Below are 21140 nucleotides of genomic sequence, written 5' to 3' on the forward strand. Positions count from 1 at the left end.
GCCGCCCTCAGCGGAAGTCAGCGGTGTGGTCGTGGCCCACGTGATGTGCGGGCGGCCGGGGTGGCCGGTCACCCGCCGCAGCGACCGAGGGGATCGTCGTCGGCGCGGCTGACGTCGTCGTGGCCGAGGTGGACCAGGCGGCGTACGCCGGCCTCCTCGGCCAGTGTGATGACGTCCGCGGCGGCCGGGCCGAGGACGCCGCCCATCGCGACCAGGTGCAGGCGTGTCACGCCGCGCAGCGCCGGGACCAGCGAGGGTGGGTCGTCGAAGTCGCCGGCGACGACCTCGACGGACGGGGCAGCGCGCGGGCGGCGGCCGGGTCCGGGCCGCGGGTCAGCGCGCGGACCTCGTGGCCGTCGGTCACGAGGTGCCGGACGAGGGCGCGGCCGACCGTGCCGGTCGCGCCGGTGACGAGAATGGGCACGCCACCGGTGAAACCACATCCGGAACGCGGACAGCCCGTTCGCATAAGCGTCCTGAGCTGCTGAAAGGACTCAGGAGAATCGCCGGAGACGGAGGCTGTTGGCGACCACGAAGACGGACGAGAACGCCATCGCGCCGCCCGCGATCATCGGGTTGAGCATGCCGGCGGCGGCCAGCGGCAGGCCGGCCAGGTTGTAGGCGAACGCCCAGAACAGGTTGCCCTTGATGATCGCCAAGGTGCGCCGGGACAGCCGGATCGCGTCCGCGGCCGCGGTCAGGTCGCCGCGGACCAGCGTCAGGTCGGCGGCCTCGATCGCCACGTCGGTGCCGGTGCCCATGGCGAGCCCGAGGTCGGCCTGGGCGAGCGCGGCCGCGTCGTTGACGCCGTCACCGGCCATCGCCACCACCCTGCCGCGCGCCTGCAGCTCCTTGACCGCGTCGACCTTGCCGGCCGGGAGCACGCCCGCGAGCACGTCGTCGATGCCGACCTCGGCCGCGACCGCGCGTGCGACCGTCTCGTTGTCGCCGGTCAGCAGCACCGGGTGCAGGCCGAGCCGCTTCAGCCGGGCGATCGCGTCCGCGCTGGCCGGGCGGACCCGGTCGGCGACCGCGAGCACGCCGCGGGCCGCGCCGTCCCAGCCGGCCACGACCGCGGTGCGGCCCTGCGATTCCGCGGCCGCACAGGCTTCCACCACGTCCGGGGGTACGTCGTAGCCGCGCTCGCGGAGCAGGGCGGGCCGGCCGACGACGATCTCCCGGCCGTCGACCTCTCCCCGTACCCCCAGTCCCTCGAGGTTCTTGAAGTTGGCCACCGGGGGCAGATCGGTGTGGCCGGCCGCGACGGCGGCCGCGATCGGGTGCTCGGAGGCGGACTCGACCGCGGCCGCGAGCCGCCGCAGCTCGTCCGGATCCTGACCCCGCGCGGGTACGGTCGCCGTCAGCGTCATCCGTCCCTCGGTGACCGTGCCGGTCTTGTCCAGCACGATCGTGTCCACCCGGCGGGTCTGTTCCAGCACCTCCGCGCCCTTGATCAGGATGCCGAGCTGCGCGCCGCGGCCGGTGCCGACCAGCAGCGCGGTCGGCGTGGCCAGCCCGAGCGCGCACGGGCACGCGATGATGAGCACGGCGACCGCGGCGGTGAACGCGGCGTTCCAGCCGGCGCCGGTGCCGACCCACCAGCCCAGCGTGCCGGCCGCGAGTGCGATGACGAGCGGGACGAACACGCCGGAGATCCGGTCGGCGAGTCGCTGCACGTTCGCCTTGCCGGCCTGGGCCTCCTCGACCAGGCGGGCCATCTGCGCCAGGCGGGTGTCCGCGCCGACCCGGGTGGCGCGCACCAGCAGCCGGCCGCCGGCGTTGACGGTCGCGCCGGTCACCGCGTCGCCGGGCCGCACCTCGACCGGCACGGACTCGCCGGTCAGCATGCTCGCGTCCACGGCGGACGTGCCCTCCTCGACCACGCCGTCCGTGGCGATCTTCTCGCCCGGCCGTACCACGAAGAGGTCCCGGGGTTTCAGGGTGTCGACCGGGACGCGGGTCTCGGTGCCGTCCCGGAGCACGGCCACGTCCTTGGCGCCCATGTCGAGCAGCGCGCGCAGCGCCGATCCGGCACGCCGCTTCGACCGGTGCTCGAAGTACCGGCCGGTCAGCAGGAACGTGGTGACGCCGGCGGCGGCCTCGAGGTAGATGTTGCCGGCGCCGTCGGACGGGCCGATGTCCAGCCGGAACGGGTGCGTCATGCCCGGCTCGCCCGCGGTGCCGAGGAACAGCGCCCACAGCGACCAGCCGAACGCCGCGAGCGTGCCCAGCGAAACCAGCGTGTCCATGGTGGCGGCGCCGTGCCGCAGGTTGATCGCGGCGGCCCGGTGGAACGGCCAACCGCCGTAGACCACGACCGGCGCGGCCAGCGTCAGCGACGCCCACTGCCAGTAGGTGAACTGCCAGGCCGGAACCATCGCCAGCAGGATCACGGGTACGGACAGCACCGCGGACACGATCAGCCGGGTCCGGAGCGGGTCGGCGGGCGCGGCCTGCTCCGGCTCCTTCCGCTGTGTCGCGGTGTAGCCGGTCTTCTCCACGGTCGCGATCAGGTCGTCCGCGGTGATGCCCCGGCCCACCGTCGCGGTCGCCTTCTCCGTGGCGTAGTTGACGGTCGCGGTCACGCCGTCCATCCGGTTGAGCTTCTTCTCGATCCGGTTCGCGCAGGCGGCGCAGGTCATGCCGCCGATCGCGAGCTCGATCCGCTGCGTGTCAGCCATGGGTGTGCCCCGGCTCCCCGTGCTCGGTGGTCATCGTGAACTCCGCGGTCCGCACCGTGCCGCGATGCTGGAAATCCAGGAACAGCCGGTACGTGCCCGGCGACGGCACCTCGACGGTGAAGCCGAGCCCGTCCGCGTCCGGGTGCACGTGCAGGTAGGCGAGGTCGCCGTCGCGCAGCGCGACCAGGTGCCCGTACGCGCCGAGGTAGCGCTCCAGGTCGGTGACCGGTGTGCCGTCCCGGGTGATCGCCATGGTGAGGCGCGACGGCTCGCCCGCGGTGATCCCGCCGTCCGCGGTCACGGTGTAGCCGTCCACCGTGTCCGTGAAGCCGGGGCCGGGCAGCGGCTGCGGGCGGTAGTCACCGGCGGCCGGCACGTCCGCGCCGAGCGTCAGCGGCTCGTCGCGCCCGGCCGGGTGGAAGTCGGCGAAGACTCGGTAGTCGCCGGGCGTGGGCACGGACAGCGTGACCTCCCAGGTGCCGTCGGCCGCGCGCACCGGATGCAGGTGCCGGTAGCCGGTCAGGTCCCGGCGGACCACGATCAGGTGCAGGTCGCGCTCGTGCGTGGGGGTGAACGCGGTGACCGTCGCCTCGTCCGGCCCGATGATCCGGAACCGGAACGGCTGTGGCGCGGTGGTGCTGAGCGTGTCGGTGAGCGGCGCCAGCCGGTAGCCGTCCTGGGCGATCTGCAGGCCGCCCGGCGTTTCCGGGTGCGTGTCACCGCCGCCGTGGCTCTCGGTGTGGGTGGCCGGCGCGGGCGGGCTCGGGTCCGGGCCGATGGTGCGGCCGAGGCCGAGGGCCGCGCCGAACACCGCGACCAGGCCCAGCCCGAACGCGCCGAGCCGTGCGGGCGTGTTCACGTGCGTCTCCCTCCGACGTCCTTCGCCTCCGACCATACACATACCCCTGGGGGGTACCAAGGGCGGAGCGGCCGTACGTCCCGTAGCGTGCGCCACATACCCCCGGGGGGTTGTATCATCCGTGCCATGAGCAAAACCGCGCCGACCAGGGGCTACACGGCTAGCAAGGGCGATCTGCAGGCACGTCTGCGCCGGATCGAGGGGCAGGTGCGCGGCATCGAGCGGATGGTCGACGAGGACCGGTACTGCATCGACGTGCTCACCCAGATATCGGCGATCCAGGCGGCGCTGGACAAGGTGGCGCTGGGCCTGCTGGACGGGCACGCGCGGCACTGCATGCACGAGGGCGCGGCCGAGGGCCGCGCCGACGAGATGGCGACCGAGATGATGGCGGCGGTGGGCCGCCTGATGAAGCGCGGCTGAGGCTATCCGGCCGGCGTGCGCAGCGCGGCGAACCGTGGGCGGGTGTGCACGGTGAAGCCCATCGCCTCGTACAGCCGCACCGCACCGGTGTTGGTCGCGGCCGCATGCAGGAACGGTGTCTCACCGCGCGCCACGATGCCGGCCGCGACCGCGCGGACCAGACGAGACGCGAGGCCCTTGCCGCGGAAGTCCGGGTCGGTGCAGACCGCGCTGATCTCGGTGAAGCCCGGTGGGCGCATGCGCTCGCCGGCCATCGCGATCAGCCGGCCGTCGTGCCGGAGCCCCAGGTAGCTGCCCAGCTCGACGGTGCGCGGGCCGAACGGGCCGGGGCGGGTGCGCGCGGTCAGGTCCAGCATCTCCGGCACGTCGGCCGGGCCGAGGCGCACCGCGTCCGGGTCCGGCTCGGCGCGCAGCGCGGTCGCGACCATCTGCACGCCGTCCATCATCTCCACCACGGTCCAGCCGTCCGGTGGGGTGATCCGCGGGCCGGTGACCAGCAGCTGCTCGCCGGCACCGGCGAGGGTGGCCAGATCGGCCCAGGCGGCCGGGTCGCCCGGCTCGGCCAGACCGTGGAACGGGCCGACCTCGGGAAGAAAACGGACGGCGGCGCCGGCGCGGCGGCCGAGGTGTGCGTGCGGGCCGTGGACGATCGACGCCCACACCGGATTGTCGAGCATGGCCACCATTATCCGGATCATCCGTCGTACCCCCGACAGCCCTTGATCAACTTTGCCGTACGGTCGTTATGATCTGCCGGTGATCGAGCCGTTCGGACTTCTCCTCGCCTTCAGTGGCGCCGGCACCGGCGGCGTCCGGTTCGCCCTTTCCGAGGGCGCGGACGCGCTGCGCTGGCGTGTGCTGCGGGAGAGCGCCGGGGTGCTGCCCGGCGCGTCCGACCCGTTCCTGGTCCGCGACACCGGCGGCGCGATCCACTGCCTGACCGCGGGCGGTGACGGCGTGCGGGTCTGGACCACGGCCGACCTGGAGACCTGGTCCGGCCCGCGGGTGCTGCCGGTCGGCGTGACCGGCGTGCGCGCGCCGAAGGCCTACCCGGACGGCGCCGGGCACCGGGTGATCTTCACGGCGGGCGGCCGCGCGTACGGCGTGCACACCGCCGGCCTGGACACCGCCGGCCTGGACACCGCCACCGCGCCGGTGCCGCTGCTCGACCGGTCCGGCGACGACGTGGCGCTGCTGCACGCGAACGGCGTGGAGTACCGGTTCCACTCCGACGGCGGGACGCTGGTCCAGTGTCGCCGCGACGGCGACTCGTTCACCGAGGTCAAGCACGGCATCGGCGACGGCGAGGCCGCGGTGGTCTTCGCCGGGCTCGGCGGCCGCACCTGGTACCTGCTGGCCGGCACCGGCGACGGCCTGCGCCCGTACGTCACCCGCGGCATCGGCATCGGCGCATGGCAGCCCGCCAGCCCGGACGGCATGCCCGCCGGTGCCCGCCGCGGCGGTGTCATAACCGTGACAGAGGACGAGTTCAAGCGCCTGGAGGCGCACGCCTGACCGTTGACCTTGGGCCTTTCATTCGCCATGGTGAATCAATGGGCGCGAGCGAGGACTGGTACGAATGGCACCGGCCGTACGACGAGCCGGGGTCGCCGCTCGCGGCCCGGCTCGCCGTGGTGCAGCGGCACATCACCGACTGGCTGGACAGCCGCCCCGGCGAGCTGCTCACCTGCGTGAGCGCCTGCGCCGGCCAGGGCCGCGACCTGATCGGCGTGCTGGAACGCCGGGACGACGCCCGCCGGGTCCGCGCCCGGCTGCTGGAGACCGACCCGCGCAACGTCGCGGTCGCCGAGGCGCACATAGCCCGGGCCGGGCTGACCGGCGTCGAGGTACTCCGCGCCGACGCCGGCGACCTGGCCAGCTACGCCGGCGCGATCCCGGCCGACCTGCTGCTCTTCGCCGGCGTGCTCGGCAACGTCACCGACGCCGACGCCCGCACCAGCGTCACCGCGTTCCGCTCGCTGTGCGCCACCCGCGGCACCGTGATCTGGACCCGGACCCGGCAACCCCCTGACCTCACCCCGGCGGTACGTGGCTGGCTGGCCGACGAGGGTTTCGAGGAGCTCACGTTCGAGGCGCCGCCGAACGCGACGTTCTCGGTCGGCGTCCACCGCCTGACCGTGCCGCCCCGGCCGCTCACGGTTGGCCGGATGTTCACGTTCGTCCGGTGATCAGCGGCGGCACTCCGTCATCGCCTCGGCGACCGCGGGATCGTTCTCCAGGTCGTCGGAGGCGGTGAACTTCAGGCCGGTGAAGCCCCAGCCCGGCGTGGGGCTCAGGTCCGGGCCGATCCGCCACAGGTGACGGCCGTCCGTGCAGCGGATGTACTGCGGGGTGCGCGCCTTGCCGTCGATGTCGTGGCAGGCAACCGTGGCCTTCTTCGCGTCGATCGTCTTCCCGGGTACGAAGACCTCCGCGCACGAGATGAACAGGTCCTCGCCGCTGAGCTGGTCGGCGGGTGGGGCGACGGACGCGACCGGCTGACTGCACGCGGCGGTGAGCAGGACGGCAGCAGCCAAGATCATGAAACGGGCGGGGCGCACGGGCACCATCGTGGTGTCACCTCGGAGTTAGATCAAGGTTGAGCTTCGCCGGTCACCCGTCCGAGTGATCCGGATGCGCCGCGGGCAACCGTACCCCATCCGGCCCTTGCGCATTCCGGCCGTGCACGACCTTCGGGCGGCGGATGAGGGAGGGGTTCGGTTCCTGTGGTGACCGGCGACGGGACGTGCAGGGAGGCCGCCCGCGGCCGACCGGAGCCCGCGGGAGCACCGCCACGTGGCCACGCCGGAAGCGGGAACATCTGCTTCTATCCCGTTGGGTACAGGCCCCGCTGCCGCGCCGCCAAGCGGGTCAGGCCGAGCAGCGCGTCGATGTTCGGGGTCGGGACCGCGAGCCGGCTGCCGATCTCGCTGACCGCGGTGACCAGGGCGTCGAGTTCGATTGTGCGGCCGGCTTCGGCGTCCTGGAGCATGGAGGTCTTGAAGGCGCCGAGGCGGCGGGCGACGGCGATGCGGTCCTCGGCGCTCTGCGTGATCGGGGCGCCGGTCAGTGCGCCGATCGCGGCGGCCTCGGTCATCACACGCTGGATGAACGCGTTGACCAGCGGGTCGTCCAGGATCAGGTCGGCGGTGGCGGTGGTCAGCACGGAGATCGGGTTCATGGTCATGTTGCCCCAGAGCTTGAACCACACGTCGCGCTGGATCGCGTCGCTGACCGTGACCCGGAAGCCGCCGGAGCGCAGCAACTCCGCGGTCCGCACCACGCGTTCCGAGGAGTCCCCGGACGGCTCGCCGATGATCAGCTCGTCGCCGGCGGTGAGCAGCGCGTGGCCGGGCTCTGCCTGCCGTGCCGCCAGGTGGACCACGCAGCCCAGCACCTGGGACGGCGGGAGTGCGGCGGTGACGGTGCGGTCCGGGTCGGTGGCGTCCAGGACGGTGCCCTCGAGCGCGCCGCCGAAATCGTGGAAGAACCACCACGGTACGCCGTTGAGCGCCGGGACCACGACGGTCGACGGGCCGATCAGCGAGGTCAGTGTGGGAGCGAGCGCGGGCAGGTGGTGTGACTTGACCGCGATGATCACCACATCGTGCGGGCCGAGTTCGGCCGCGTCCGCGGAGGTCTGTGCGACCGGGGAGGACTCGGAGTTCACCAGCCAGCCGCGGGTGCGGAGCGCGTCGAGCGTGGCGCCGCGGGCGAGGGCGGAGACCGGCACACCGGCGCGGGCGAGCCGCCCGCCGAGCACGCCACCGACCGCGCCGGCACCGACCACGCAGACCCTCATAGGACCGGAAAGCTAGCACTCGATGACGTTGACGGCGAGGCCGCCGCGCGCGGTCTCCTTGTACTTGACCTTCATGTCCGCGCCGGTCTCCTTCATCGTCTTGATCACCTTGTCGAGCGAGACGTGGTGCCGGCCGTCGCCGCGCATCGCCATCCTGGCGGCGGTGACCGCCTTGACCGCGGCCATGCCGTTGCGCTCGATGCACGGGATCTGCACCAGCCCGCCGACCGGGTCGCAGGTCAGGCCCAGGTTGTGCTCCATGCCGATCTCGGCGGCGTTCTCCACCTGCTCCGGGGAACCGCCGAGCACCTCGGTCAGGCCGCCGGCGGCCATCGCACACGCGGAGCCGACCTCGCCCTGACAGCCGACCTCGGCGCCGGAGATCGACGCGTTCTCCTTGAACAGCAGCCCGATCGCGCCCGCGGCCAGCAGGAATCGGATCACGCCGTCGTCGTCCGCGCCGGGCACGAAGTTCATGTAGTAGTGCAGCACCGCGGGGATGATCCCGGCCGCGCCGTTCGTCGGCGCGGTGACCACCCGGCCGCCGGCGGCGTTCTCCTCGTTCACCGCCATCGCGTAGACGGTCAGCCACTCCATCGCGTGCTCGGCGGGGCTGCCGGCGGCGCGCAGCTGGCGTGCGGTGGTGGCGGCGCGGCGGCGCACCTTGAGCCCACCCGGGAGCAGGCCCTCGTTCGCGGTGCCGTTCGTCACGCACTCGCGCATCACGTGCCAGATGTCCAGCAGCCCGGCGCGGATCTCCGGCTCGGTGCGCCACGCGGTCTCGTTGCGCAGCATCAGCGCCGAGATCGACAGACCGGTCTCCCGGGTCAGCCGCAGGAGCTCGTCGCCGGTACGGAACGGGTGCCGCAGCACCGTGTCGTCCAGCTTCACCCGGTCCGCGCCGGCCGCCTCCTCGTCCACGACGAAACCGCCGCCGACCGAGTAGTACGTCTTCTCCAGCAGCGTGGCGCCGGTCTCGTCGCCCGCGTGCAGCGTCATGCCGTTCGCGTGGTACGGCAGCGACCGCCGCCGGTGCAGCACCAGGTCGGTGCCCGGGTCGAAGCGGATCTCGTGTGCGCCGAGCAGTGACAGCGTGCCGGTCGCGTGCACCCGCTGCACCCGCTCGTCCGCGGTGCGGATGTCGACCGTGTCCGGCGCGTCACCCTCCAGGCCGAGCAGCACCGCCTTGGGCGTGCCGTGCCCGTGCCCGGTCGCGCCCAGCGAGCCGAACAACTCCGCCCGCACGGTCACGGTGTGCGCCAGCAGTCCCTCGTCCTTGAGCCGGTGCACGAACATCCGGGCGGCCCGCATCGGGCCGACGGTGTGCGAGCTGGACGGGCCGATGCCGACCGAGAAGAGGTCAAAGACCGAGATGGCCACGATGCTGTCTCCGTCGGGTGTTGAGCGGGGCGATCCGTTCACACGGTATCCCGGTCACGTTGGTACGTTCGCGGGCGATGCGATGTCGTCGTAGGGCTTTCCCGGTTGTCACCGGATGAAATCCCGTCTGGAGGTGTGCGGTGACCCGGCCGGCCGTGCGCGTGCACTCACCCACCGAGCAGCGGAACCCGGCCACCGCCGAGATCGACCGCGCGGACACGCTGGGCGTCCTGCGGTTGATCAACGCACAGGATGCCACGGTCGCCGGCGCGGTCGCGGCCGCCCTCCCCGCGCTGGCCCGCGCGGTGGACCTGGGCGTGGCGGCACTGCGCGGCGGCGGGCGGGTGCACTACGCGGGCGCGGGTTCGTCCGGGCGGCTCGGTGTGATGGACGCGGCGGAGATCCCGCCGACGTACGGGTATCCGCCGGACCGCTTCGTGGCGCATCTGGCCGGCGGCGCGGTGGCGATGACCGCGGCGGTCGAGGACGTGGAGGACTCCGCGTCGTCCGGCCGGGACGATCTCGCCGGCGTGACCGAGCCGGACCTGGTCGTGGGCCTGGCCGCGTCCGGGCGCACGCCGTACGTGGCCGGTGCGTTCGAGGCGGCCCGCGCGGTGGGTGCGCCGACCGTGCTGATCACCGCGAACCCGGCCGCGACGCTCGCCCCGGACGTGCTGGTCTGCGCGGCGACCGGTCCGGAGGCGGTCGCCGGTTCCACCCGGATGAAGGCCGGTACCGCGCAGAAGATGCTGCTGCACACGTTCTCCACCGCCGTCATGATCCGGATGGGCCGGACGTTCTCGAACCTGATGGTCGACGTCCGCGCCACGAACGCGAAGCTGCGCGGCCGCATGCTGGTCACGCTGGCGGAGGCGACCGGCGCGGGCGACGCGGAGTGCCGGGCCGCGCTGTCCGCCGCGGACGGCGACCTGAAGGTGGCGATCACGTCGATGCTGGCCGGCGTCGACCCACCGGCGGCCCGGCGGGCGCTGCACGCGTGCGACGGCGTGGTCCGGGCCGCGCTGCGCCACCTCGGTCGGGCCTGAACGCGCGTGACCCTGGTCGTCGGCGTCGACGTGGGCGGTTCCGGCGTGCGCGCCCGCGCGGAGCTGGACGGCCACGTCCGGTCCGAGCGAACGATTTCCGGCCCGGTACGGATCAGCGGCCCCGGCCTGGCCCCGGTGGTCGCGGAGCTGGTGCGGTCGCTGACGTCCCCGGCCGTGCCGGACGCCGTGGCGATCGGGTGCGCGGGCGTGGCCACGTTCGGTGCCGCGCTGCGCGACCCGCTGGTCGCGGCCGTGCCCGGCGCGCGCGTCGCGGTGTGTTCGGACCTGCTGACCGCCTATCTGGGCGGCCTCGGCATCCCGGCCGCCACGCTGCTCGGCGGCGGCGGCTCCGGCGCGGTGCTCGCGGCCGGCACCGGTGCGGTCGCGTTCGGCGGCGGGCCCGGCACCGGCTGGCGGCGCGCGGACGGCTGGGGGCACCTGCTCGGCGACGACGGCGGCGGCGCCTGGATCGGCCGGGCCGGTCTCCGCGCCGCGCTGCGGGCTTGCGACGGCAGGCCGGGCGGCTCGGCGGCGCTGCGCGACCTGATGCGGTCCCGGCTCGGCGACCCCGGCACCGTGGTCGCCGGCCTGACCGGCCGGACGGCTCGCGCGGGTGCCCTGGCCGCGTTCGCGCCGTCCGTGATCGAGGCCGCGGCCGGCGATCCGGTGGCCGCCGCGATTCTCGCGGAGGCGGCCGGTCACCTCGCCGACACCGCCCGCGCCGTCGCGGCCTCGCCGGACGTCGCCGTGGTGGGGAATCTGGTCCGGCCCGGTGGGCCGCTGGCCGCGCTGCTGGAGCACGCGCTGCGGACGCGCGGCCTGCGCCCGGTACCGGCCGCCGGTACACCACTGGACGGCGCGGTCACGCTGGCCGGCGCGCTGCTGCGCCGCGGCACCCTGCCCGCGGCGCTGGCGACCGCGGGCGCGCTGACCACGCACGGCTGACCACGCACGGCTGGACCGTGCCCGGCTGACGTGCCGCAACCCGGGGATTCGACACGCCCACCCGCACCGGATGGGCGTCTGTCGGCAAGTGCACACCGCGCCATCCGCGCGGAACCGGGGATCGAACCTGCCCGTGGAAACCAGCCATTTCCATGCATGCCGCAGGGGGAGACCCATGACCACGATAGCGCGCAGAACGGCCGCCGCCACGGCGGCCGTGCTGATCGCCGGCGCCGGCGGTTATCTGCTGATACCGCCGTCCGCGACCGCGTCCAGCCACCGGGAGGCGCCGGCGATCGCGGCGGACCCGGCGGTCGACAACACCGACCTGTACGCGTTCAGCAGCCCGGACCGTCCCGGCTTCGTGACGTTCGTGCTGAACGTGATGCCGTTCGAGGCGCCGGACGGCGGGCCGAACTTCTTCCCGTTCGCCACGGACGCGACCTACCGGATCAACGTCGACAACGACGGCGACGCGAAGCCGGACGTGATCTTCAAGTGGACGTTCCGGACCGACGACCGGCGCGGCAACCGCACGTTCCTCTACAACGACGGGCCGGTCACCGCGCTCGACGACGAGAACCTGCTGATCCGGCAGTCCTACACGCTGGAGGCGTCGTTCGGCGGCGGCCCGTTCGAGCCGGCGGTGCCGAGCGCGCCGGTCGCGCCGTCCCGGGTCGGTAACGCGTCCATGCCGGACTACCGGAAGCTGCGCGACGCCGCGACGATCACGCTCGACGGCGGCTGGCGGATCTTCGCCGGGCAGGCCGAAGTCAAGTAAACATCCCAGCCACTTGAACGCTGCCATCACCCACGTTTATGCAGGTGATGGCTTTTTTGTTACCCGGCTGAGCGCTGCCCGGCCTCGCCCTCGGCGATGTCGGCGGAAAGAATCGCTGCGATGGTGTCGAGCGAGGCGCGGGCCATCGTTCGCAGAGAGTTACTGCGCCGGGGGTTGTCGGCGATGGACTGGAGTCGCCGGGCGACGATCGCCAGGTCGGGGTCTTCGATGTCGTCGGCGAGGTTTCCGTTAAGGATTCGATCAATTTCTCCCTCGGGCCATTCGAGTGCCTTTTCGAGGGCGGCGATGGTGCGGCGCTGGCCGATGCTGCCTGGTTCTCCGTTTTCGATGATGCGGAGTTTCGCGGGGGAGGGGCCGCCGCGTTCTTGGATTTGTCCTTGGGTGAGGTTGAGTTCTTCTTCGCGCCGTCGTCTGACTGCGGTGCCGAGTCGTCGCCAGTCGTCTGCGTGTGCCACACCCACCATCTTCCCTGAAAACTCCCGAAAACCTGAGCGCGCATCCCGTAGATCCATGAGGTTGAGTATCCTCGCCGGTCCGCCGTTGCGGTGAACCCGACCCCCGGCGGGTGACTCCCAAGAACAACAAGCGTTTTCGCTTGTTTTCAAGCGCCAAGTAGCGCAAGCTAGCGACATGACCGCGCTACCGCCCGTCATCCCCGTACGGGCCCTCCGCGAGGCACTCGGCCTCACCCTCGACGACGTCGTCGCCCGCATCAAGGACCAAGGCGAAATGGCATCCAAGTCCGGTCTCTCCAACTTCGAGGCCGGCGTCCGCCAGGCATCCCCGCGGCTCGCCCTCGCCTACTGCCGCGCACTCGGCGTCGACCGCCACCACATCAGCCAGGCCCGGGAACAGCGCGCGCTCGTCGCCGCCAGCACCCCGGCACTCGACGCTGCCGCCTGACACAAGGAAGCCCCCTGCCGCAGCCACGACAGAGGGCTTCACAGCTCCACCGACTCCACCTCGCGAAAGGGGCAGCAGAGATGCTTGCCGAGCACACTACAACACGCGCCATCGATACGTCTCCCGACGTTACCGGCCCCGACCCGATCTGGGTCGCGTTCCGCGACCACCGCCTCGCCGCCGGCGAATCCCTCGAGCGGCTCGGCGCCCGCACCAACACCCCGCCGATCGTGATCGGCTCGTACGAGCGCGGTGACCGGCAGGCGAACCTGACCCGCACCCGCCGCCTCCTCCACGCCTCCTACCGGCTCGGGCTGGCGATCGTCCCGCCGGGCCACGCCGTCACCCCCGCCGCCGTCCCGTCCGGCGTGCCGACCACCGCGTCGTGGCTGGTCCGCTGGCACGGCGACCGCGTCGCTACCGGCCTGTCCGAGCGTGACGCCCGCCAGCTCGCCCAGGTCGTGCCCGGCTCGGAACTCGTGCACCGGGTCGAGTACGTCGTGGACACGGTGGTGGCCCAGTGAGCGCCCCGATCGTCCGCCGACCGTCGTCGCTGCTCGAGGTGCGCGCGTTCGCGTGGCACCCGGACGAGGCGACGATGACCGTCCTGTCCGCCGCGCCGCCCCTGCCGCCGGCGCTGATCTACGCCGACTCGCGGTGTGCGTGCGGCCGGCAGCTGCTCGACGCGACGGACAGCCCGCAGTCCGGGCACGACGGCCGCCGGGTCGTCACCTGGCGGGGCGCGATCTACGGGTCGGCGAAGTGCGCCGAGGCCGACTACTACGCGGGCCAGGACGACCGGGAGGTTCCCGGCGTGCGTGTGTCGCCGGTCCCGCCGGCCGGGCTGGTCGACGCGACCCGGGTGCCGGTCATTGTGCCGTTCGACGCCACCGACCCGGCCGTGCACCTCGCGCAGCTGGCCGAGGTCACCCGCCGACTGTTGGCGCTCGACACCGGCGCCGGGTCGTTCTACGAGGCCGAGCAGATTCGGGTCGACGCGGAGCGGATCCTGGCCGCGATCGGTGGCGCGGCATGACGGCGGTCGCGTTCGACATCTCCGCGCTCACCGCGTACCAGCGGGGCACATACGACCGGCTCGCGCCGATCGCGGTCGTCTGCCCGCAGTGCGGGTCTCGGCCGGGCTCGTACTGCAAGTCCAAGTCCGGCTACAACGTGCCGTTCCACAAGGTCCGCAAGGACGCCGTGGCGAGCTGGTCGTACGACGAGCGGATCGCCGCGGTCGCCCAGGTCCGTGCCGAGCAGGCAGAAACCCGGCGCCGGGCCGTCGAGCAGATGGCCCAGCCGCTCACCGTCGCACAGCAGCGCACCCGGGCCACCGTGTCCGCGCTGGTCAAACAGGCTTACGCGGAGGCGGACGCCCGCCTGGACGCGGAGGGCGCTGCCGCCCAGGCTGCCGCGGACGCGTTCAACGAGACCGCACCGGTCGGCACGCTGGTCCGCTACTGGCGTGGCGTCCGGTCGGGTCCGGCGTCCGGTGTCGGCCGGATCTCCCACCCGGCGTCGGTCCTCGGCGGGCACTCCGCGGTCGCCTGGATTTCGGGCTGCTCGGGTGCGGTCGGCTTGACCCACGTCGAGGTGCTGGACCGGGCCGGGCTGGTCGAGGAGACCGCCGCCGCGCTGGTGGTGGCGCTGTGACCGACACCCTGCGCCCGCCGTTCCCGTACTACGGCGCTAAATCCCGGCTCGCCCCGTGGATCGCGTCGCTGCTGCCGGCCCACGAGATGTACGTCGAGCCGTTCTGCGGTTCCGCCGCGGTGCTGTTCGCCAAGGCGCCGGCGCGGTCGGAGGTCATCAACGACCTGGACCGGAACGTCGTCGCGTTCTTCCGGACCCTCCGCGAGCAGCGCGACGACCTCGTTACCGCGCTCCGGCTTACCCCGTACGCCCGTGACGAATACTTCGCCGACCGGCTTGATGTCGACGACATCAGCGACCTGGAGCGGGCCCGCCGGTTCTTCGTCCGTTCCACCCAGGCGTTCAACGGCATGGGCAACTCCGACAGCCGCTCCGGCTCTTGGTCCGCGGGTGTCCGGGTCGGCTCGACGCCCGACGCCGTCTCCGTGCGGGACCTCGTCGAGCGGCTGCATCAGCACGCCGACCGGCTCCGAGCCGTCTCTGTCGACGCTCGCCCCGCCGCGAAGGTGATCGCGGCGTTCGACGGGCCCGCGGTCGCCATGTACGTCGACCCGCCGTACCTCGGCGAGACCCGCACGAGCCTCGACGACGCCAAGCGGCGGTCGGCTGACTACCGGCACGACATGTCCGCCCCGGAGGAGCACGTCGCGCTCGCCGAGACCCTGCACGCGTGCAAGGCGGCGGTGCTGCTGTCCGGCTATCCGTCGCCGCTCTATGACGACCTCTACAGCGACTGGTACCGGGCGGAGATGAGCGTCCAGCGGCCGGCGACGAACCGCCGCGGCCGCGCGGGCACCGGTGCGGTCGAGGTCATCTGGTCGAACCGGCCGATCGGTCGGCAGCCGTCCTTGTTCGACGACCTGGCCGGGCCGGAGGTGGCGCTGTGACCGTCCTCGGCACCCTGCGCACCCGCCGACGGGCCGCCCGCGCACGGTCGCAGGCGATCACCTGCCCGTACTGCGAGCTGCCGGTCGCCGGGCTGCTGTCCGGGTGCACCGAGCCCGACTGCCGGTCCCGGGAGATCGCCGCCGACGCCGCGTTCCGGCGGGCGGTGGACCTGTGAAGATCCCCGACGGTATGTGGCTCGCCGGGAACGCCGACTACAGCGTGACCATCGTCTGCGACTACGAAGACTGCCGACCGACCAACGTCGGCGAGCCCGCAGGCTGGGAACTGGCCCGCTACGGCGGAGCCGAGCTGCCTGGCCGGACCTGGTTCGACATGGACCGGCTCGGCGAGTTCCTCGCGTTCGTCCAGGACCACGCCGACCTCCACCGCAACTACGACACCGACGAGCCGTGCTGGGTACCGCTCCGCACGCTCGTCCCGGCCGGAGAGCGCGGCGCCTGGATGTGGATGGGCCGCGGCGACCACAACGGCCAGCCGGTCGAGTTCTACAAGCACGCCTCGACGCGCGGCTCGATCGCGCTAACCCGCGATGGGCGGGCCTGGCGGTCGGTCGTTGTCCAGGAATGGTGCTGGACGCCGTGGGGCTGCGCCATCCCGGATCAGAGCCCTAGCCACGAGTGCAGCAACGACGGCGTGCGCGAGTACCGCGAGGTGCCGGCCGCCGAGGCTCTGGCGGAGGCGCTGCGATGACCGCCACCATGCCCGCGCTCGCTGTGCCGGTGACCGGCTGGGATGCCACCGACGACGAGTGGCGTGCCGACCGGACCCGCGGCCTCGGCGGCTCGGACATCTCCGCCGTGCTCGGCTTCTCCGCCTACCGCACCCCGTGGGACGTGTGGGCGGAGAAGACCGGAACCCGCTCCTGGGCCGATGATGACGCCACCGCCGCGTCGAACCTCGGCACCGCGCTGGAGCCGTGGCTGATCGGCCAGGCAACGCTCCTGGTTGGCCAGACCGTCGCGCAGACCCCGTACCGGATGTACGCGCACCCCGTCCACGGATGGCGGCTGTGCTCCCCGGACGGCGAGACCGCCGACGGCCGGCTCGTCGAAGCCAAAACCGCCGGGCTCGCGTCCGGGTGGGGGACGCCGAAGGGCTGGGACGACGGTGCGGTGCCGCTCGGCTACGAGTTCCAGTGCCGCTGGTCCATGCACGTCATGGACCGCCCCGCCGTCGAACTGATCGCGCTCGTCGCCGGCATGGGCCTGATCCGGCGGACGATCTGGCGGGACCTGGCCGTCGAGGACGACATGGTCGAGCAGGTCGCCGCGTGGCGGGCCATCCACATCGAGGACGGTGTGGAGCCGCCGCTCGGCGCCGTCGACAACAAGGCCCTCGCCGCGCTCTACCCGGTCCCGAACGGCAAGGAGACCGACCTCGACGGCACCGACGCCGAGGAACTCCACGCCGCCTACCTGGCAGCCCGCGACGCCGAGAAGGCCGCGAAGCAGGCCAAGGAGGCCGCAGGCGCCGCCCTGAAGAAAATCCTCGGCCCGGACGAGAAAGGCCAGCTCGGCGGGCGTACCGCCGTCACCTGGTCCAGCAAGACCGGCCACGTCGACTGGCCGCGCCTCGTCGCCGAGCTGGCCGCTGCCGCCGGCGTGCCGATGCCAAACCCCGAGCTCTACCGCAAGCCCGCCACCCGCAGCCTCTCCGTGAAGGAGCTCCCCCGATGACCAACAACGCCGCTGCTGCGCTCGCCACCCGCCGTGAGAACGGCGGGGTCGCCACCAACTCGATCGCCGACAAGATCCGGTCCATGGAGGGCCAGTTCCAGGCCGCCATGCCCAAGGGTGCCGAGGCCACCCAGCTCATCCGGGACGCGCTCACCGCCATGCGGATGACGAAGAACCTCAGCCGCGCCGAGGAGACCTCCGTCCTCGGCGCGCTCATGACCTGCGCGCAGCTCGGACTGCGCCCAGGCGTCCTCGGGCACGCGTGGCTGCTGCCGTTCTGGGACGGCAAGAACCGCGGCTACAAGGCCCAGCTCGTCATCGGCTACCAGGGGCTGATCGAGCTGGCCCACCGCTCCGGAAAGATTCAGTCGCTGATCGCCCGCACCGTCTACGCCAACGACGAGTTCGACGTCGAGTACGGGCTCGCCGACACCCTCAAGCACAAGCCGAACCTGTTCGAGGACCGCGGCGACCCGATCGCCTACTACGCCGTCGTGAAGTTCGTCGGCGGCGGGCACGCGTTCTACGTCATGTCGCACCGGGACATGCTCCGCTACCGGGACCTCAACGCGACCGCGAAGACCAAGGACGGCAAGGTCTTCGGCCCGTGGGTCGACCACTTCGAGGGCATGGCCCACAAGACGTGCGTCCGCCAGCTCGCGAAGTACATGCCGAAGTCGACCGAGCTCGCCATCGCCCTCGCCGCCGACGACGGCGTCCGCGTCGACATCACCCCGACCGTCGACGCCGCCGAGGCGACCGATCACCCGGTCATGGAGGGTGAGGTCGTCGACCCGGTGTCGGCGCCGCCCGCCGCCGACCGGACCGTGTCCGGGCCACCGGCCGCGCCGGGGCCGATCCAGCCGCCGCAGAAGGCCGCGCTCACCCGGCTGTGGACCCGGCTCGGCTACGCCGGCGACGACAACCACGGGGCCCGGATGCAGATCGTCGCCCACGAGCTCGGCGGCCTGGTGGTCGAGTCGACGGACGAGCTGACCACGGCCGACGCCGACATCCTGATCCGCGCGCTGACGGCGCGCGGCGAGCAGACCGGCGGTGCAGCGTGAGCGAGCGCCCGACTCCGGCCGCCGACGAGCGGCCGGGCTGCGACGACGAGCCGACGCCGGCCGTGTCCGACAAGCCTGAGCACGTCGTGCCGACCTGGGACGAGCGGGTCGCCGCCCGGATTGGCGCGGTTCCGTGCGGGTGGTGCGGCGTGACCGAGACGACGCTGACGGGGGCCGCGCACCACGGCGCGGCCCCGCACGCCGGGACCTGGTCGCTCACCATGCCGCCGCCGGCGAAGTGGCTCAACGCTAACGACCGGTACAAGCGGCGCCCCGACAAGGAGATCCGCGCCTGGCGCGAGGCCGCCCGCATCTACGCCCAAGGCGTGAAGCTGCCGCGGCTGGAGCGCGCGCACCTGCTCGTCGAGCTGCGGTTCCCGGACGCGCGCCGCCGGGACGTTCACAACCTCTACCCGACGATCAAGGCCTGTATCGACGGGTTTGTCGACCACGGGCTCCTGCCCGACGACTCCCACCAATACCTTGTCGGCCCGGATCTGCGCCTCGGCCCGAAGTGCGCCTCCCGGCCGGCTGGTATCCCGGGCGAGCTGACGTTCACGGTCACCGACCTCAGCGCGGACGGCGTGTGCCCGACGTGCGCCGGGACCGGGATCGCCGCGGCGCCGCTGGCGGTGGCCGCGTGACCTGGCACGTGGTGCAGATGTCCGGCGGCATGGGCAGCTGGGCGACCGCCCGCCGAGTCGCCGACGAGCACGGCACCCACAACCTGACCCTGCTGTTCGCCGACACCCTCGCCGAGGACCCCGACCTCCACCGGTTCCTCGACCAGGCCGCCGCCGACATCGGGGTGCCCGTTACCCGAGTTTGTGACGGACGCACCCCGGAGCAGGTCGACGTCGACCGCCGGTGGCTGTCGAACGCGCGGGTAGCGCAGTGCTCCCTCGAACTGAAGATCAAGCCGTGTCGGGAATGGCTCGAAGCGAACTGCGACCCGGCCGACACGATCCTCTACGTCGGTATCGACTGGACCGAGATGGAACGCATCCCGGGCATCACCCGCGGCTGGGCGCCGTGGACCGTGCGCATGCCGCTGTGCGAGCCGCCGTACATCGACAAGCGGCAGATCGAGGCGGAGTTGCGTCGGCGGGAGATCGAGCCGCCGCTGCTGAACCGGCTCGGATTCCCGCACAACAACTGCGGTGGTGCGTGCGTGCGCGGCGGCCAGGCCCAATGGGCGCACCTGCTGCGAACGTTCCCGGATCGGTTCGCAGCAAAGGAAGCCCACGAGGAGCGGATGCGCGCCCAACTTGGAGCCGACGTGTCGATCCTCAAGGACCGAACGGGAGGCGCCACCCGTCCGCTCCCGCTGAGGCTATTCCGGTCCCGCGTCGAGATCCAGAATGCGGCACAGGCGGCCCAGGGAAGCCTGTTCGACGACCTGGACTGGGGCGGCTGCGGCTGCCTGACCTCGTTCGAGGCGGTGGCCGCGTGACCGCGCCGATCACCGTTGCTGGCCTCTGCGAAGGCTATGGAGGGATCTTCCTCGCCCTCCAGCGGCTGCTGCCCGTCCAGCACACCTGGTACGCCGAGAACGACCCGGCGGCCTCGGCGGTCCTCGCCGCGCACTGGCCGGACGCACCCAACCACGACGACATCACCCGCATCGACTGGTCCAGCACGACCCAGCCCGAGATCCTGACCGCGGGCTGGCCTTGTCAGCCGTTCTCCGGCGCCGGTAAGCAGCTCGGCACGGCCGACGACCGGCACCTGTGGCCGTACGTCGCGGACGCGGTGACGACGCTGCGGCCGCAGCTGTTCATCGGCGAGAACGTGCAGGGTTTGCTCACGATCGAGCACGGCCAGGTGTTCGGGAAAGTGCTCGCCGACCTCGACGTGGCCGGCTACCGGGTGTCGTGGACGACCGTTGGCGCGTGCAAGGTCGGCGCCTGCCACCACCGGCACCGGGTGTTTATCGCCGCCGCGCGCGTTGACGTCCGCGCGCCGTACTCCGACCCGATCGCGCACCGCAACGGTGACGCATGGTTGCCCGCCCAAACGCCGCTGTTCGGCGATCACGAGGCGCTGAAGTGGCCGCAGGCCGGCTATACGGCGGGCGGGGCCGCGTGGGAACTGCCCGCCGACGTGTGCGGTGCGGCCGGGACCATGCTGCCCACGCCGACCGCAACCCCGTACGGCAACAACCAGTCGCCCAGCGCGGGCGCCGCCGTCCGGCCGTCGCTCGACGGCGTCGTCCGGATGCTACCCACCCCCCGCGCGACTGACACTGGCACTCCTGGCCGGCGGTGCAGCGAGGGCTTCCGGCCGCCGCTGTCACAGGTGCTGCTCGCCGCGGCGTCGGAGGCGCGCGGCGTCGGTGTGCTGCTCCCGACGCCGCGCGCCTCCGACACCACCAAGGCAGGCCCGAACCAGCGCGGCTCGTCCGGCGACTGGTCCCTCCCGGCCACGGCGCAGCACGAGCGTTTCGGCGGCTACGCGAGTGCGGTGGCCCGGCAGGAGAGCGCGTTTGGTCTCCCCGTGCCGGACCCGACCGGGCCCGGCCGTGACGGCAAGGCCCGCCTGTCGCCGGCGTTTACGGAATGGATGGTGGGCCTGCCGGCCGGATGGCTCACCGACCACATCAGCCGCAACCAGGCCATCGCTCGGGCCGGTAACGGTGTGGTGCCGCAGCAGGCTGCGTACGCCCTGTCGACGCTGCGCACGTTCCAGGCCGCAGCCCGCGAGCTGACCGCGGCCCGTGAGGCGGTGGCTGCCTGATGACTACTTCGACGCCGGTGAGCGTGCCCACGGCCGGCTCGCTCACCGAACGCCAACTCGACGTTATCGCGCTCGCTGCGGACGGCTGTGACAACCGCACGATCGGCCGGCTGCTGCACATCGGCGAGGACACGGTCAAAACGCACATGCGCGCCGCGTGCAAGAAGCTCGGCGCCCGGAACCGTGCTCACGCGGTCGCGTCTGCATCCGCCGTGGCTGGCTGAGGGTGACGCCGTGATTGTCGATCTGCTTCTC

At 72.6% G+C, this 21140-nt stretch carries 28 protein-coding genes; 19 read left to right on the forward strand and 9 right to left on the reverse strand.

The annotated features are described in order from the left end of the window. Positions 1 to 68: 68 nt before the first annotated feature. The 4 genes from J2S42_RS40980 to J2S42_RS40995 form a co-directional block, all read right to left on the reverse strand. Positions 69 to 230: a hypothetical protein gene (locus J2S42_RS40980; RefSeq protein WP_307248382.1), complete on the reverse strand. Its 162-nt coding sequence runs from the start codon at positions 228 to 230 to the stop codon at positions 69 to 71. Beyond that, the gene (locus tag J2S42_RS40985) at positions 227 to 424 is read right to left on the reverse strand and encodes an NmrA family NAD(P)-binding protein (RefSeq protein WP_307248384.1); all 198 of its coding nucleotides are present in this window, start codon (positions 422 to 424) and stop codon (positions 227 to 229) included. The genes J2S42_RS40980 and J2S42_RS40985 overlap by 4 nt, the downstream gene beginning before the upstream one ends. 70 nt (positions 425 to 494) lie before the next feature. After that, positions 495 to 2681, reverse strand: a complete 2187-nt coding sequence (locus J2S42_RS40990) for a heavy metal translocating P-type ATPase (protein WP_307248387.1) — start codon at positions 2679 to 2681, stop codon at positions 495 to 497. Further along, entirely contained in the window at positions 2674 to 3540 is an 867-nt protein-coding gene (locus J2S42_RS40995) for a DUF8832 domain-containing protein (protein WP_307248390.1), read from the reverse strand. The genes J2S42_RS40990 and J2S42_RS40995 overlap by 8 nt, the downstream gene beginning before the upstream one ends. Before the next feature lie 126 nt (positions 3541 to 3666). On the opposite strand from J2S42_RS40995, the gene J2S42_RS41000 reads away from it, so the two are divergent. Next, positions 3667 to 3963, forward strand: coding sequence for a metal-sensitive transcriptional regulator (locus J2S42_RS41000; RefSeq protein WP_307248392.1), 297 nt, complete (start codon positions 3667 to 3669; stop codon positions 3961 to 3963). 2 nt (positions 3964 to 3965) lie between these two features. Here J2S42_RS41000 and J2S42_RS41005 read toward each other — a convergent pair whose 3' ends face one another. Further along, positions 3966 to 4640, reverse strand: a complete 675-nt coding sequence (locus tag J2S42_RS41005) for a GNAT family N-acetyltransferase (RefSeq protein ID WP_307248395.1) — start codon at positions 4638 to 4640, stop codon at positions 3966 to 3968. Positions 4641 to 4719: 79 nt separating this feature from the next. Here J2S42_RS41005 and J2S42_RS41010 point away from each other — a divergent pair, with 79 nt between their 5' ends. Together J2S42_RS41010 and J2S42_RS41015 are read left to right on the forward strand one after the other, a co-directional pair. Beyond that, positions 4720 to 5478, forward strand: coding sequence for a glycoside hydrolase family protein (locus J2S42_RS41010; RefSeq protein ID WP_307248398.1), 759 nt, complete (start codon positions 4720 to 4722; stop codon positions 5476 to 5478). Between the two features lie 38 nt (positions 5479 to 5516). Next, positions 5517 to 6152 (forward strand): SAM-dependent methyltransferase, encoded by a 636-nt coding sequence (locus J2S42_RS41015; RefSeq protein ID WP_307248401.1) that lies wholly within the window; start codon positions 5517 to 5519, stop codon positions 6150 to 6152. Here J2S42_RS41015 and J2S42_RS41020 read toward each other — a convergent pair whose 3' ends face one another. From J2S42_RS41020 to J2S42_RS41030, 3 genes are all read right to left on the reverse strand, one after another. Then, a complete protein-coding gene (locus J2S42_RS41020; protein WP_307248404.1) occupies positions 6153 to 6524 on the reverse strand; it encodes a hypothetical protein in 372 nt (123 codons plus the stop codon). A gap of 266 nt (positions 6525 to 6790) precedes the next feature. After that, on the reverse strand, positions 6791 to 7765 hold the full coding sequence (locus tag J2S42_RS41025) for a 2-dehydropantoate 2-reductase (RefSeq protein ID WP_307248407.1): 975 nt from the start codon (positions 7763 to 7765) through the stop codon (positions 6791 to 6793). 12 nt (positions 7766 to 7777) lie between these two features. Then, positions 7778 to 9145, reverse strand: coding sequence for an L-serine ammonia-lyase (locus tag J2S42_RS41030; RefSeq protein WP_307248411.1), 1368 nt, complete (start codon positions 9143 to 9145; stop codon positions 7778 to 7780). 140 nt (positions 9146 to 9285) lie between these two features. Here J2S42_RS41030 and murQ point away from each other — a divergent pair, with 140 nt between their 5' ends. The 3 genes from murQ (at position 9286) to J2S42_RS41045 (ending at position 11917) form a co-directional block, all read left to right on the forward strand. Then, positions 9286 to 10191: an N-acetylmuramic acid 6-phosphate etherase gene (murQ, locus tag J2S42_RS41035; protein ID WP_307248413.1), complete on the forward strand. Its 906-nt coding sequence runs from the start codon at positions 9286 to 9288 to the stop codon at positions 10189 to 10191. A 6-nt stretch (positions 10192 to 10197) separates the two neighbouring features. Next, positions 10198 to 11136, forward strand: a complete 939-nt coding sequence (locus J2S42_RS41040) for a BadF/BadG/BcrA/BcrD ATPase family protein (protein ID WP_307248416.1) — start codon at positions 10198 to 10200, stop codon at positions 11134 to 11136. 175 nt (positions 11137 to 11311) lie between these two features. Further along, positions 11312 to 11917, forward strand: a complete 606-nt coding sequence (locus J2S42_RS41045; RefSeq protein ID WP_307248419.1) for a DUF4331 domain-containing protein — start codon at positions 11312 to 11314, stop codon at positions 11915 to 11917. A gap of 59 nt (positions 11918 to 11976) precedes the next feature. On the opposite strand, the gene J2S42_RS41050 is transcribed toward J2S42_RS41045, so the two are convergent. After that, entirely contained in the window at positions 11977 to 12450 is a 474-nt protein-coding gene (locus tag J2S42_RS41050) for a hypothetical protein (protein WP_307248421.1), read from the reverse strand. A 118-nt stretch (positions 12451 to 12568) separates the two neighbouring features. Between J2S42_RS41050 and J2S42_RS41055 the strand changes: the two genes are divergently transcribed. The 13 genes from J2S42_RS41055 to J2S42_RS41115 all read left to right on the forward strand — a co-directional run bounded on the left by J2S42_RS41055 (position 12569) and on the right by J2S42_RS41115 (position 21109). Beyond that, complete coding sequence (locus J2S42_RS41055) at positions 12569 to 12841, forward strand: helix-turn-helix domain-containing protein (protein ID WP_307248422.1); 273 nt, start codon at positions 12569 to 12571, stop codon at positions 12839 to 12841. Positions 12842 to 12921: 80 nt separating this feature from the next. Then, positions 12922 to 13365 carry a hypothetical protein gene (locus tag J2S42_RS41060; RefSeq protein WP_307248425.1) on the forward strand — a complete coding sequence of 148 codons (444 nt, stop codon included), beginning with the start codon at positions 12922 to 12924 and terminating at the stop codon, positions 13363 to 13365. Further along, positions 13362 to 13877 carry a hypothetical protein gene (locus tag J2S42_RS41065; RefSeq protein ID WP_307248428.1) on the forward strand — a complete coding sequence of 172 codons (516 nt, stop codon included), beginning with the start codon at positions 13362 to 13364 and terminating at the stop codon, positions 13875 to 13877. The genes J2S42_RS41060 and J2S42_RS41065 overlap by 4 nt, the downstream gene beginning before the upstream one ends. Further along, entirely contained in the window at positions 13874 to 14497 is a 624-nt protein-coding gene (locus tag J2S42_RS41070) for a hypothetical protein (RefSeq protein WP_307248431.1), read from the forward strand. The genes J2S42_RS41065 and J2S42_RS41070 overlap by 4 nt, the downstream gene beginning before the upstream one ends. Further along, positions 14494 to 15384: a DNA adenine methylase gene (locus J2S42_RS41075; RefSeq protein WP_307248433.1), complete on the forward strand. Its 891-nt coding sequence runs from the start codon at positions 14494 to 14496 to the stop codon at positions 15382 to 15384. The genes J2S42_RS41070 and J2S42_RS41075 overlap by 4 nt, the downstream gene beginning before the upstream one ends. Next, positions 15381 to 15560 (forward strand): hypothetical protein, encoded by a 180-nt coding sequence (locus J2S42_RS41080; RefSeq protein ID WP_307248435.1) that lies wholly within the window; start codon positions 15381 to 15383, stop codon positions 15558 to 15560. The genes J2S42_RS41075 and J2S42_RS41080 overlap by 4 nt, the downstream gene beginning before the upstream one ends. Beyond that, positions 15557 to 16096, forward strand: a complete 540-nt coding sequence (locus tag J2S42_RS41085; RefSeq protein WP_307248438.1) for a hypothetical protein — start codon at positions 15557 to 15559, stop codon at positions 16094 to 16096. Before J2S42_RS41080 ends, J2S42_RS41085 begins: the two co-directional genes overlap by 4 nt. Beyond that, positions 16093 to 17082, forward strand: coding sequence for a YqaJ viral recombinase family protein (locus J2S42_RS41090; protein ID WP_307248441.1), 990 nt, complete (start codon positions 16093 to 16095; stop codon positions 17080 to 17082). Before J2S42_RS41085 ends, J2S42_RS41090 begins: the two co-directional genes overlap by 4 nt. Next, positions 17079 to 18149, forward strand: coding sequence for a recombination protein RecT (gene recT, locus J2S42_RS41095; RefSeq protein ID WP_307248444.1), 1071 nt, complete (start codon positions 17079 to 17081; stop codon positions 18147 to 18149). The genes J2S42_RS41090 and recT overlap by 4 nt, the downstream gene beginning before the upstream one ends. Further along, positions 18146 to 18793 (forward strand): hypothetical protein, encoded by a 648-nt coding sequence (locus J2S42_RS41100; protein ID WP_307248447.1) that lies wholly within the window; start codon positions 18146 to 18148, stop codon positions 18791 to 18793. Before recT ends, J2S42_RS41100 begins: the two co-directional genes overlap by 4 nt. After that, positions 18790 to 19602 carry an adenine nucleotide alpha hydrolase family protein gene (locus J2S42_RS41105; protein WP_307248449.1) on the forward strand — a complete coding sequence of 271 codons (813 nt, stop codon included), beginning with the start codon at positions 18790 to 18792 and terminating at the stop codon, positions 19600 to 19602. Before J2S42_RS41100 ends, J2S42_RS41105 begins: the two co-directional genes overlap by 4 nt. Beyond that, entirely contained in the window at positions 19599 to 20885 is a 1287-nt protein-coding gene (locus J2S42_RS41110; protein ID WP_307248451.1) for a DNA cytosine methyltransferase, read from the forward strand. The genes J2S42_RS41105 and J2S42_RS41110 overlap by 4 nt, the downstream gene beginning before the upstream one ends. Before the next feature lie 17 nt (positions 20886 to 20902). Further along, entirely contained in the window at positions 20903 to 21109 is a 207-nt protein-coding gene (locus J2S42_RS41115; protein ID WP_307248453.1) for a helix-turn-helix domain-containing protein, read from the forward strand. Positions 21110 to 21140: the final 31 nt, after the last annotated feature.

This window comes from Catenuloplanes indicus (genome assembly GCF_030813715.1).
Classification (GTDB): domain Bacteria; phylum Actinomycetota; class Actinomycetes; order Mycobacteriales; family Micromonosporaceae; genus Catenuloplanes; species Catenuloplanes indicus.

Bases quoted from the DNA above. Each gene is read 5' to 3' on its own strand.
- J2S42_RS40990 (WP_307248387.1), bottom strand. From the start codon at position 2,681: ATGGCTGACACGCAGCGGATCGAGCTCGCGATCGGCGGCATGACCTGC.
- J2S42_RS41000 (WP_307248392.1), top strand. From the start codon at position 3,667: ATGAGCAAAACCGCGCCGACCAGGGGCTACACGGCTAGCAAGGGCGAT.
- J2S42_RS41005 (WP_307248395.1), bottom strand. From the start codon at position 4,640: ATGCTCGACAATCCGGTGTGGGCGTCGATCGTCCACGGCCCGCACGCA.
- J2S42_RS41015 (WP_307248401.1), top strand. From the start codon at position 5,517: ATGGGCGCGAGCGAGGACTGGTACGAATGGCACCGGCCGTACGACGAG.
- J2S42_RS41025 (WP_307248407.1), bottom strand. From the start codon at position 7,765: ATGAGGGTCTGCGTGGTCGGTGCCGGCGCGGTCGGTGGCGTGCTCGGC.
- J2S42_RS41045 (WP_307248419.1), top strand. From the start codon at position 11,312: ATGACCACGATAGCGCGCAGAACGGCCGCCGCCACGGCGGCCGTGCTG.
- J2S42_RS41050 (WP_307248421.1), bottom strand. From the start codon at position 12,450: ATGGATCTACGGGATGCGCGCTCAGGTTTTCGGGAGTTTTCAGGGAAG.
- J2S42_RS41055 (WP_307248422.1), top strand. From the start codon at position 12,569: ATGACCGCGCTACCGCCCGTCATCCCCGTACGGGCCCTCCGCGAGGCA.
- J2S42_RS41060 (WP_307248425.1), top strand. From the start codon at position 12,922: ATGCTTGCCGAGCACACTACAACACGCGCCATCGATACGTCTCCCGAC.
- J2S42_RS41070 (WP_307248431.1), top strand. From the start codon at position 13,874: ATGACGGCGGTCGCGTTCGACATCTCCGCGCTCACCGCGTACCAGCGG.
- J2S42_RS41090 (WP_307248441.1), top strand. From the start codon at position 16,093: ATGACCGCCACCATGCCCGCGCTCGCTGTGCCGGTGACCGGCTGGGAT.
- recT (WP_307248444.1), top strand. From the start codon at position 17,079: ATGACCAACAACGCCGCTGCTGCGCTCGCCACCCGCCGTGAGAACGGC.